Source organism: Bacillus cereus group sp. BfR-BA-01355 (assembly GCF_022663675.1).
Taxonomy (GTDB): Bacteria; Bacillota; Bacilli; order Bacillales; family Bacillaceae_G; genus Bacillus_A; species Bacillus_A thuringiensis_S.
On sequence record NZ_JAKUFY010000145.1, the window covers coordinates 1 to 11,084 of the forward strand.

Consider the following 11,084-nt stretch of genomic DNA (forward strand, 5'->3'; position numbering starts at 1 on the left):
ATCACCAAAGGTTCCAAAAGAAACTAAATAACCTGAGTCCATATAAATATAGAACTCAGGTTGCTTAGTTGTGTTTTTTGAATACTGTCTACTTGACAGGGGTCACTTCAACAGCAGGGCGCTTTCTTCATACATATATTATCCAGTTCTAGCGGCTAGAATGTTCGGTGGCTTCACTTCTTCCTATGAGGCAAAAAGCGCCTCTACGTCAGAAGCTCCATCCCCCTCACATACTGAACGAGCCGCTTCCACTTTAAATATTGTCCAGCTTTGCCTCCTAAACCCTCATGTCTAAGAACCTTCCGCACCAGAAGATAAAAAGCATCTTCTGTGCGAAAGAACCTTAGCCAACGGGTCTGAACAGTCGGCTCCGCATTTCTATTTAACCAATAGAACCTTCCATCTCAAACTTGATTAGGCGGTTCATTTCAACTGCGTATTCCATTGGAAGTTCGCGAGTGAATGGCTCGATGAAGCCCATTACGATCATTTCTGTAGCTTCTTGCTCAGAAATACCGCGGCTCATTAGGTAGAATAATTGTTCTTCTGATACTTTCGATACTTTCGCTTCGTGCTCAAGTGAAACGTAATCGTTTTTGATTTCGTTGTAAGGAATTGTATCAGATGTAGATTGGTTATCCATGATTAACGTGTCACACTCGATGTTAGAGCGAGAGTTTTTCGCTTTTGGTCCGAAGTGTACGATACCACGGTAAGTTACTTTACCACCATGCTTCGCAATCGATTTAGAAACAATTGTTGAAGACGTGTTTGGTGCTAAGTGAATCATTTTCGCACCAGCATCTTGGTGTTGGCCTTTACCAGCAATCGCGATTGATAATGTTAAACCACGAGCGCCTTCGCCTTTTAAGATAACTGCTGGGTATTTCATCGTTAATTTAGATCCGATGTTACCATCAATCCATTCCATCGTCGCGTTTTCTTCACAAACCGCACGTTTTGTAACTAGGTTGTATACGTTGTTCGCCCAGTTTTGGATTGTTGTATAACGGCAATACGCATCTTTTTTAATGATGATTTCTACTACCGCACTGTGAAGTGAGTTAGTAGTGTAAACAGGTGCTGTACAACCTTCTACGTAGTGTACGTGTGCACCTTCGTCTACGATGATAAGCGTACGCTCGAATTGTCCCATATTTTCAGAGTTAATACGGAAATACGCTTGAAGTGGTGTATCAACTTTAATACCTTTTGGAACGTAGATGAATGATCCACCAGACCAAACTGCAGAGTTTAATGCAGAGAATTTGTTGTCTGTTGGTGGGATTACTTTTCCGAAATGCTCACGGAAAATATCTTCGTTCTCTTTTAATGCGCTATCTGTATCTTTGAAGACGATTCCTAGAGCTTCTAGGTCTTCTTTCATGTTGTGGTATACAACTTCAGATTCGTACTGTGCAGATACACCAGCTAAATATTTTTGCTCAGCTTCTGGAATACCTAATTTATCAAATGTTGCTTTAATTTCATCAGGTACTTCATCCCAAGACTTCTCAGATTTCTCAGATGGTTTTACGTAGTACGTAATTTCATCGAAATCTAAGTCATTTAAGTCGCCGCCCCATTGTGGCATTGGCATTTCATAGAACTTATCCAGTGATTTTAAACGGAAGTCTAACATCCACTGTGGTTCTTCTTTCATACGTGAAATCTCTTCAACGATTTCTTTTGTTAAACCGCGTCCAGCACGGAAAATCGAAACGTCTTTGTCTTTGAAACCATATTTGTAATCGCCGATATCTGGCAGTTGCTTCGCCATGTTGGTGTGTCCCTCCTTAGATAACCTCATTTTTAGGAACCTTTAACATTACTTATCTTCGTTTAAGCCCTTTTCTAACGCTTTCCACGCTAATGTTGCACATTTAATACGTGCAGGGAACTTGCATACGCCTTGTAATGCTTCAATATCTCCTAAATCGATGCTGTCATCGTACTCTTTTCCTAGCATCATGTCAGAGAAAATTTTCGAAAGCTGAAGTGCTTCTTCAATTTTCTTACCTTTTACCGCTTGTGTCATCATTGAAGCTGAAGACATTGAGATTGAACATCCTTCGCCTTCAAACTTCGCCTCTTGCACAATACCTTCTTCTACTTTCATCGTAAGTTGAATACGATCGCCGCAAGTTGGATTGTTCAAGTTAACAGTAACACTATCTTCTAACACGCCATTGTTACGAGGATTCTTATAATGATCCATAATAACTTGACGATATAACGTATCTAAATTATTAAATGACATTTGTGAAATACTCCTTTGTCTTGATTAGCGATTCAACAAATGTATCAATTTCTTCTTTTGTATTATATAAATAGAAGCTCGCACGTGCTGTTGAAGAAGCTTTTAGCCACTTCATAAGCGGTTGTGCACAGTGATGTCCTGCGCGAACTGCAATGCCTTCTACATCTAATACAGTCGCTACATCGTGAGGATGTACGTCTTCAATATTAAATGTAACAAGACCAGCGCGATGCTTTGGACCATAAATTGTAACGCCATCTACTTCTGATAGTCTTTCTAAAGCGTATTGCGCTAATTCATGTTCATGCTTTTCAATATTATCAAGACCGATTTCTTCTAGGAAATCAATTGCCGCACCAAGTCCGATTGCATTACCGATAATCGGTGTACCTGCTTCAAACTTCCACGGAAGCTCTTTCCAAGTAGATTCTTGTAAATCTACGAAATCAATCATTTCACCGCCAAATTCAATTGGCTCCATATTGTTCAGCAATTCTTTTTTACCATATAATACGCCGATGCCTGTAGGTCCGCACATCTTATGAGCAGATAATGCGTAGAAATCACAGTTTAAATCTTGTACATCTACTTTCATGTGAGGTGTACTTTGTGCACCGTCAACGACCATAATTGCGCCATTTTCGTGTGCGATCGCTCCGATTTCTTTTACAGGGTTAATCGTTCCAAGCACGTTTGAAACTTGCATAATAGAAACGATTTTTGTATTCGGTGTAACTGTTTGACGAACATCTTCTAAAGAAATTGTACCGTCTGGTTGAAGCGGAAGGTATTTTAAAGTTGCACCAGTTTTCTTCGCAACTTGTTGCCACGGAATGATGTTACTATGGTGCTCCATGTAAGAAATAACGATTTCATCGCCTTCTTTTACATTTTCAAGACCATAGCTAGCCGCTACTGTATTTAATGCAGTTGTCGTTCCGCGCGTGAAAATAATCTCTTCCATTGATTTCGCGTTAATAAACTTGCGAACTTTCTCGCGTGCACCTTCATACGCGTCGGTAGCTTTCGTACCGAGCGTATGAACACCGCGATGCACGTTAGAATTATATTCTTTATAGTAACGTTCTAACGTTTCAATGACTTGAATTGGTTTTTGAGAAGTTGCTGCACTATCGAAATATACAAGTTGTTTGCCGTTCACTTTTTGATCAAGAATTGGAAACTGTTTGCGTATTTCATGAATATTCATTAGCGAACTTTCCTTTCAATTACCTCAACAAGCTGTGCTTTTACTCCTTCAATTGGAAGCTCATTTACTACAGGTGCTAAGAATCCATGGATGACTAAACGTTCTGCTTCGCGTTTTGGAATACCACGGCTCATCAAGTAGTATAATTGGTACGGATCTACGCGGCCTACTGAAGCTGCGTGACCTGCCATTACATCATCTTCGTCGATTAAAAGAATTGGGTTTGCATCCCCACGAGCTTTCTCATCTAACATAAGAACGCGAGAAGATTGTTGTGCGTTTGATTTAGATGCACCGTGTTCAATCTTACCAATTCCGTTAAAGATAGATGTTGCACTATCTTTTTGTACACCGTGTTTTAAAATCCAACCTTCAGAGTGTTTACCGAAGTGAACAACTTTAGTTGTAAAGTTTTGCGTTTGGTTACCACGGCCAATTGTTACTGTTTTCGTATCAGCATATGAACCGTCGCCCATTAAGTTTGTAACGTTCTCGGAAATTGTATTTCCGTCATTCATAAGGCCTAGAGCCCAATCAATGCGGCCGTCGCGTCCAACAACACCGCGGCGGTTAACGTAAGTTGTTACGTCTTTTGCTAATAGATCAACCGCACCAAATTTCACTTGTGCGCCTTGTTCCACAATTACTTCTGCTACGATATTTGCAATACCTTTAGCATTTTCATTTGCAACATAGTTTTCTACATAAGTTGCAGTACTGTTCGCATCAGCTACGAATAATACATGGTTATATACGTTAGCTTCTTCGCCGTCTACTAAGAATACAGCTTGAAGTGGAGTTTCAAGAACAACGTTTTTCGGAACATATACGAATGCACCGCCGTTGATTAATGCAGCATGAAGTGCAGTTAAACGATGCTCGTCTACCTTCACGCCGTCTTTCATTAAATACTTTTGTAATAGTTCAGCATGCTCTGTTGCAGCTGTTACGATGTCTGTAAAAATAACACCTTTTTCTTTTGCTTCGTCTGCTAAAGAAACGAACGCAGTTGTACCAGTACGTTGTACTAATACACTGTTATTTTCATCGATTAAGTTTTTCACTGCTTCTGGAAGCTCTGTTAAAGAACTTACAGGCTCTTGCTTAGCAGCGTCGCCTTTTCCGATAAAGTCCCATTTTTCAATTTTCGTTTTATCAGGCGTTGGCATTGGAAGTTCTGTTGCTTGTGCAAGAGCTTGTAAGCGGAACTCAGTCAACCAAGCAGCTTCGTTTACTTCGCTTGCGCGCTGACGGATTGTTTCTTGATCGAAAGGTAATGTACCGATTGTCATGTTTATGCTCCTCTCTTACGCTTCTTGCTCTGCTGTTTCGTCTTCAATACCTAATTCTTTTTTAATCCAGTCGTAACCTTCAGCTTCTAGACGTTGTGCAAGCTCAGGGCCACCAGATTTAACAATACGACCGTTCATCATAACGTGAACGAAGTCTGGAGTGATGTAGTTTAATAAACGTTGGTAATGCGTAATCATTAGGCAACCGAACTCTTCGCCGCGCATTTGGTTAATACCTTTAGATACAACTTTTAATGCATCGATATCAAGACCTGAGTCGATTTCGTCTAAGATTGCGATTTTTGGCTCAATCATCATTAATTGAAGAATTTCGTTACGTTTTTTCTCTCCACCAGAGAAACCTTCGTTTAAGTAACGTTGTGCCATTTCTGGATCCATTTCTAGGAATTCCATGTTTTTATCTAATGTACGGATAAATTTCATAAGAGAAATTTCATCGCCTTCTTCACGACGTGCGTTAATTGCAGAACGTAAGAAGTCAGCGTTTGTTACTCCGCTAATTTCACTTGGATATTGCATTGCTAGGAATAGACCCGCTTGTGCGCGCTCGTCTACTTCCATTTCTAATACATCTTCACCGTCGATGATGATGCTACCTTCTGTTACTTCATACTTTGGGTGACCCATAATTGCAGAAGATAAAGTTGATTTACCTGTTCCGTTAGGTCCCATAATTGCGTGGATTTCTCCACCTTTTACTTCAAGGTTTACACCCTTTAAAATTTCTTTGCCGTCAATTGATACGTGTAAGTCTTTAACCGTTAATGTAGAACCAGCCATCTCAATACCTCCATTAATCCTATATATACATTTTAAAAATTCCTAAAACGTTCATATTCTCATTTTATTCTCATTCTAATTTTATATCAAATAAAATGATATCGCAAACGACGAAAAAAAGTAACCGTTTTTTCACAAATGTATATAAGAATTTCCTTTTCACCTTTATATGATACACCTTTCTTCTTATTTATATAAAGAAAAAAGGACCGGTAAATTCCCAGTCCTTTCCTTATAATTATTCACTTATCGGAAGTACAGCACCTTTATATTCTTTATTAATAAAGTCTTGAATTTCTTTTGAATGCAATACTTCTACTAATTCTTTAATTTCTTTTTTCTTCTCGTCACCTTTACGAACTGCAATGATGTTTGCATACGGAGAGTCTGATCCTTCAATCGCAATTGCATCCTTCGTTGGATTTAATTTTGCATCAATTGCATAGTTCGAATTAATAAATAAAGCATCTCCCTCATTATTTTCATACAGCTTTGGTGACAATCCAGGCTCTACATCTGTTTTAAACTTTAAGTTTTTCGGATTTTCTACAACATCTTTTACTGTCGCTTTAACAACATCTACACCGTCTTTTAATTTAATAACGCCGCCTTTTTGTAACAATGCGAGCATACGGCCACGCTCCGCTACGTTATTACTCATAATAACTGTTCCGCCATCTGGCAATTCTTTTAAACTTTTATATTTCTTAGAATAAATCCCCATTGGCTCTAAATGGATTTTTCCTGCGTTTACAATTTTATATCCCTTTTCTTGAATTTCTTTATCTAAGTAAGGAATGTGTTGGAAGTAGTTCGCATCAATTTCCTTATCCGCTAACGCTTTATTTGGCAGTACATAATCCTGGAACTTTTTAATCTCTAACTTAATGCCTTTTTTCTCTAAGATTGGCTGTGCTTTCTCCAAAATAACAGCGTGCGGCACGTTAGAAGCTCCAACAACAAGCTTATTCTCTTCTTTCCCTCCGCAAGCAGCTAATGTAAATACAGACAGCGCTGTAACAACTGACAATAGAATCTTTCTCATATGATGTCCCCTTCTCCCCTATAGTTATGTAGTTATAAAAAAGGCTGGCATACACCAGCCCTTTTCAGCAATTATTCTTTTACAGGAACAACTGCCCCTTTATATTCTTTATTAATGAAGTCTTCAATTTCTTTAGAATGTAATACTTCTACAAGAGCTTTAATCTCTTTCTTATCTTTATCGCCTTTACGAACAGCTACTATGTTTGCGTACGGTGAATCATTTCCTTCAATTGCAATTGCATCTTTTTCCGGATTTAACTTTGCATCAATTGCATAGTTAGAGTTAATTAAAACAGCATCGCCTTCTTTATTGTTATACACTTGTGGCAATAAACCAGGCTCGATATCCGTTTTGAATTTTAGATTTTTCGGATTATCTGCAATATCTTTTGGAGTTGCTTTAACTGGATCTACCCCATCTTTAACTTTTAAAATACCTTCTTTTTGTAAAATTGCTAAACCACGTCCATGGTCAGCAACAGAATTACTCATAATAATTGTCGCTCCGTCCGGAAGTTCTTTTAAACTCTTATATTTTTGAGAATATACACCAATTGGCTCTAAATGAATTTTCCCTGCTACTTCAAAGTCATACTTTTTATCTTTAATTTCTTTTTCTAAATACGGAATGTGCTGGAAGTAGTTTGCATCTAAATCCTTATCCGCTAACGATTTATTTGGCAACACGTAATCTTGGAATTTTTTCACTTCTAAATCAATTCCTTTTTTCTCAAGTAACGGTTTTGCCTTTTCTAAAATTTCAGCGTGCGGTACGTTAGAAGCACCAACAACAAGTTTCTTTTCATCTTTATCTTTCCCGCCACAAGCAGCTAAGCCAAAAATTGAAGTTGAAATAAGTGCTGTAAGTAATAATTTTTTCATTTGAAACATCCTCCCGTTTTTTATTATCGTTTATCTATTCGAGTCGTTAAACTGTCACCAATCCACTGAATTAAAAATACAACTAGTAATACACAAATTGTCGCAACGATTGTTACATCGTTATTTCCTCGCTGGAATCCTTCTAAATAAGCTAGTGTTCCAAGACCACCAGCACCAACAACTCCCGCCATTGCTGTATAGCCTACTAAAGCAATTGTCGTAACCGTAATACCAGATACTAATGCTGGTAACGATTCTGGAATTAACACTTTCAAAATAATTGTGCTTGTTTTTGCTCCCATTGCTTTTGAAGCTTCAATTACACCTTTATCAATTTCGCGAAGTGCGATTTCAACCATTCTCGCGTAGAATGGTGCCGCTCCAATAATTAAAGCCGGCAGCGCTGCACTTGCTCCAAGAATTGTTCCAAGAAGAATCTTTGTGAATGGGATTAATAAAATAATTAAAATGATGAACGGTATAGAACGGAATATATTTACGAATGCTCCAATCACCGTATTAATTGATTTGTTTTCCCATAAATTATCTTTCGCTGTCATGAAGAGTAACAATCCTAAAATTAATCCTAAAACAAATGTCGCAAGAGCTGCGATTGCCGTCATATATAACGTTTCACCAGTTGCTTCTAACATTTGATTCCAATCAACATTTGCGAGTAACTTATCCATGTGCAATCACCTCCAGCTCTACTTGATCTTGATGAATTCCTTCTATTGCTTGTTGGATCGCTGTTTCCTCACCATTTAAATGAACAACTAAACTACCGTAAGAACCGTTATTCGTTTGTGCGATATTTCCTTGCAAAATGCTAACTTCTATATCACTGCGTTGCATCAATCGTTGAAGCACTGGTCTTTCTACAGCCTCACCGATAAATTGCAAACGAATTACTTTTCCATCTGGATATTTTTCAATTAAACTTTCAATCGTTTCATTTGTATCTTCAGAATCTGTTAACTGCTGTACAAATCGTTTCGTAATATCTTGCTTCGGATTACGGAATACATCAAGTACTGGACCTGTTTCTACAATCTTTCCTCTCTCCATTACCGCCACACGATTACAAATCTTTCGAATCACGTGCATCTCATGTGTAATCAGTACAATCGTTAAACCAAGGCGCTTATTAATGTCTAATAGTAAATCCAAAATTTGATCTGTCGTTTCTGGATCAAGAGCTGACGTTGCTTCATCACATAAAAGTACTTGTGGATTGTTAGCTAATGCTCTTGCAATCCCAACGCGTTGCTTTTGTCCTCCGCTTAGCTGAGATGGGTATGCGTCTCCTCTTCCTTCTAATCCGACAAGATGAATTAATTCATCAACACGTTTTCTTCTCTTCGCTTTATCAACACCTGCAATTTCAAGTGGAAACTCAATATTTTCACGTACAGTTCGTGACCAAAGTAAGTTGAAGTGTTGAAAAATCATTCCGATTTCTTGCCTTGCCTTACGAAGTTCACTTCCTGTAATTGTTGATATAACACGATTCGCAATTGTAATTTGGCCAGAAGTCGGTTTTTCTAACTGATTAAACAATCTGATTAAAGAACTTTTCCCAGCGCCGCTATATCCGATAACACCAAATATTTCGCCTTTTTCTATTTTTAAATTGGCGTTATCTACAGCAGTGACATCACCGCTTTTTGCTTTATATATTTTCTTTACATTCTCTAATAGAATCATGATGTATCACCCCTTTTTTTGTTTAGGTCGACTCCGCAATTTTTTATGTTTAATGCGTGTAGTCCACCGTTATCACTACTTTTATTGTTTGAATGTCCTCCACATTCAAACAATAAAAAAACCTTTCTGCTTTAGAGAAGCAGAAAGGTTTATGTGCGTATATAACAACATTATCCCTCTCTCTCATCTCTCAAAGCATTTGCTTTGCAGGAATTGGCACCATTTCAACATAAGTTGACGGTTGCCGGGCTTCACAGGGCACAGTCCCTCCACCTCTCTTGATAAGAGAAATCAGATTCAATTTTCGTCTGATTTGTAATTTATGAAATTGTCTATATTTTATGAATTGAATTGTATCAATATCCAAACACCATGTCAACAGAAATTTTCGCAAAAAATGAACCTTCAGAATTTTAAGCACCTACTGACATCGGTTTACATATATGAAACATCGATTCGACTAATAGCATCGTTCGATACGTTCCCGAATATTGTACACGTCCATCGTTCATTAACATTTGCAATCGTACATTTCCATTAACCAATTGTTCTATATCCTTTTCGTCTAAGCAAATGATTTGTTCCGTTCCTCTTTCCTCATGTACCAGCTCTATATAATCTCTTGAAATTTGTAACGAACAACTTTCATCTCCCAAACGGAAATTAACAGTTTTTTCCTCTCGTCTTAAAAGCGGCTCTAAATGATATTGACCATTAGCGTAATTTACAAATGATTGAAGCAAAGAATATAATCTCACCCTAAATCACATCCTTCATATCACTTTCTATTACATACCATTCCCTCTCACTAAAGAGCAATCCTGTTATTTTCGCTCGACAAATACTGTATCCATCCTGCATCTCGACATATTTCCCAAGAAATATGTCGAGGCGGCAAAAATTTTGCCGCCTACTTTAATTCCGTATATAAATATTCAACCGAATGAAATGCGTATATCTTCTTCATCAGTGTCCCATTTTCAAAAACAAGTAAACAAGGTACACTTTCAATCCCATACTCTTTTGCTAAATGTGGAGCATAATTTAAATCTAACATCCCAATTTTCAACTCTTCAATTGTCATCTCAACGACTGTTAACATCTTTTTTGCTAATTGGCATGTTCCACACATTGGAGTATATACATATAACACTGTTTTTTCTTCGTTCTCTATTAGGGATGTAGCTTCGGCTCCTGTCCAATCAATCACTTCTATCATTCCTTACCGTAAATATTCTGTATAAACGTCAATGTCGGCTCCCCATAATACATTTGCTAAGTGTGTAGATGGCGCAGTTGCCACTTCTCGGTACGAGCGATCAATATAGATATGCTCGGCTTGCGGAAATTCTTTTCGAAATTGTTTTCTTAACTTTTCTCCAGCATCATCAGCATCTACTAGCACATACACTTCCTTATCAAAAAACTGATCAACGAGCTCATCCATTTTCGATAAACCAATTGTACCATTTGTACAAACAATTTCCACCGGTTCACGAATAATAGATTCAATCTTTCTTCTATCTGATGTACCTTCTACAATAATGACTTTTTCTACATAAATCATATGTCATCACCCGATCACCATATACTATATAACCTTGAACTTAGTATATAGTATATTCGTTATTTTCATGTTGTTTCCTGTTTATTTTTGCAAAAGAAAAGCGAAACCGACTGTTTAGCCCTGTTGGCTAAGGTTCTTCCGTACAGAAGACGCTTTTTGTCTTCTCGTGCGGAAGGTTCTTAGACATGAAGGGCTAGGAGGTGGAGCTAGACAATGAAAAGCGGAAGCGGCTCGTTCAGATTGTGAGGGGGGATGGAGCTTCTGACGTAAAGGCGCTTTTTGCCTTGTAGGAAGAAGCGAAGCCACCGAACAATCTAG

General features: G+C 38.0%; 12 protein-coding genes and 1 riboswitch. All 12 genes read right to left on the reverse strand.

Features of this window, described 5'->3' with window-relative positions; all coding sequences use genetic code 11:
• Nucleotides 1–382: 382 nt before the first annotated feature.
• The 12 genes from sufB to MR167_RS28430 all read right to left on the reverse strand — a co-directional run bounded on the left by sufB (nucleotide 383) and on the right by MR167_RS28430 (nucleotide 10,766).
• Nucleotides 383–1,780, reverse strand: coding sequence for a Fe-S cluster assembly protein SufB (sufB, locus tag MR167_RS28375; protein ID WP_001118824.1), 1,398 nt, complete (start codon nucleotides 1,778–1,780; stop codon nucleotides 383–385).
• Between the two features lie 48 nt (nucleotides 1,781–1,828).
• Entirely contained in the window at nucleotides 1,829–2,260 is a 432-nt protein-coding gene (gene sufU / locus MR167_RS28380) for a Fe-S cluster assembly sulfur transfer protein SufU (protein ID WP_000009525.1), read from the reverse strand.
• Nucleotides 2,250–3,470: a cysteine desulfurase SufS gene (gene sufS, locus MR167_RS28385; RefSeq protein ID WP_001020767.1), complete on the reverse strand. Its 1,221-nt coding sequence runs from the start codon at nucleotides 3,468–3,470 to the stop codon at nucleotides 2,250–2,252. The genes sufU and sufS overlap by 11 nt, the downstream gene beginning before the upstream one ends.
• On the reverse strand, nucleotides 3,470–4,762 hold the full coding sequence (sufD, locus tag MR167_RS28390) for a Fe-S cluster assembly protein SufD (protein WP_000152177.1): 1,293 nt from the start codon (nucleotides 4,760–4,762) through the stop codon (nucleotides 3,470–3,472). Before sufD ends, sufS begins: the two co-directional genes overlap by 1 nt.
• Before the next feature lie 15 nt (nucleotides 4,763–4,777).
• Nucleotides 4,778–5,563 (reverse strand): Fe-S cluster assembly ATPase SufC, encoded by a 786-nt coding sequence (gene sufC, locus MR167_RS28395; protein ID WP_000929162.1) that lies wholly within the window; start codon nucleotides 5,561–5,563, stop codon nucleotides 4,778–4,780.
• 238 nt (nucleotides 5,564–5,801) lie between these two features.
• Nucleotides 5,802–6,608, reverse strand: a complete 807-nt coding sequence (gene metQ / locus MR167_RS28400; protein ID WP_001226751.1) for a methionine ABC transporter substrate-binding lipoprotein MetQ — start codon at nucleotides 6,606–6,608, stop codon at nucleotides 5,802–5,804.
• Between the two features lie 71 nt (nucleotides 6,609–6,679).
• Nucleotides 6,680–7,492 (reverse strand): methionine ABC transporter substrate-binding lipoprotein MetQ, encoded by an 813-nt coding sequence (gene metQ, locus MR167_RS28405; protein ID WP_242316038.1) that lies wholly within the window; start codon nucleotides 7,490–7,492, stop codon nucleotides 6,680–6,682.
• A gap of 23 nt (nucleotides 7,493–7,515) precedes the next feature.
• Complete coding sequence (locus tag MR167_RS28410; RefSeq protein WP_000359401.1) at nucleotides 7,516–8,181, reverse strand: methionine ABC transporter permease; 666 nt, start codon at nucleotides 8,179–8,181, stop codon at nucleotides 7,516–7,518.
• A complete protein-coding gene (locus MR167_RS28415; protein ID WP_016078139.1) occupies nucleotides 8,174–9,199 on the reverse strand; it encodes a methionine ABC transporter ATP-binding protein in 1,026 nt (341 codons plus the stop codon). The genes MR167_RS28410 and MR167_RS28415 overlap by 8 nt, the downstream gene beginning before the upstream one ends.
• 180 nt (nucleotides 9,200–9,379) lie before the next feature.
• Nucleotides 9,380–9,487: riboswitch (SAM riboswitch) on the reverse strand.
• A gap of 125 nt (nucleotides 9,488–9,612) precedes the next feature.
• Nucleotides 9,613–9,957 carry a hypothetical protein gene (locus MR167_RS28420; protein WP_001242143.1) on the reverse strand — a complete coding sequence of 115 codons (345 nt, stop codon included), beginning with the start codon at nucleotides 9,955–9,957 and terminating at the stop codon, nucleotides 9,613–9,615.
• Nucleotides 9,958–10,109: 152 nt separating this feature from the next.
• Complete coding sequence (locus MR167_RS28425; RefSeq protein WP_003280640.1) at nucleotides 10,110–10,418, reverse strand: thioredoxin family protein; 309 nt, start codon at nucleotides 10,416–10,418, stop codon at nucleotides 10,110–10,112.
• A 3-nt stretch (nucleotides 10,419–10,421) separates the two neighbouring features.
• Complete coding sequence (locus MR167_RS28430) at nucleotides 10,422–10,766, reverse strand: toprim domain-containing protein (RefSeq protein WP_000640870.1); 345 nt, start codon at nucleotides 10,764–10,766, stop codon at nucleotides 10,422–10,424.
• Nucleotides 10,767–11,084: the final 318 nt, after the last annotated feature.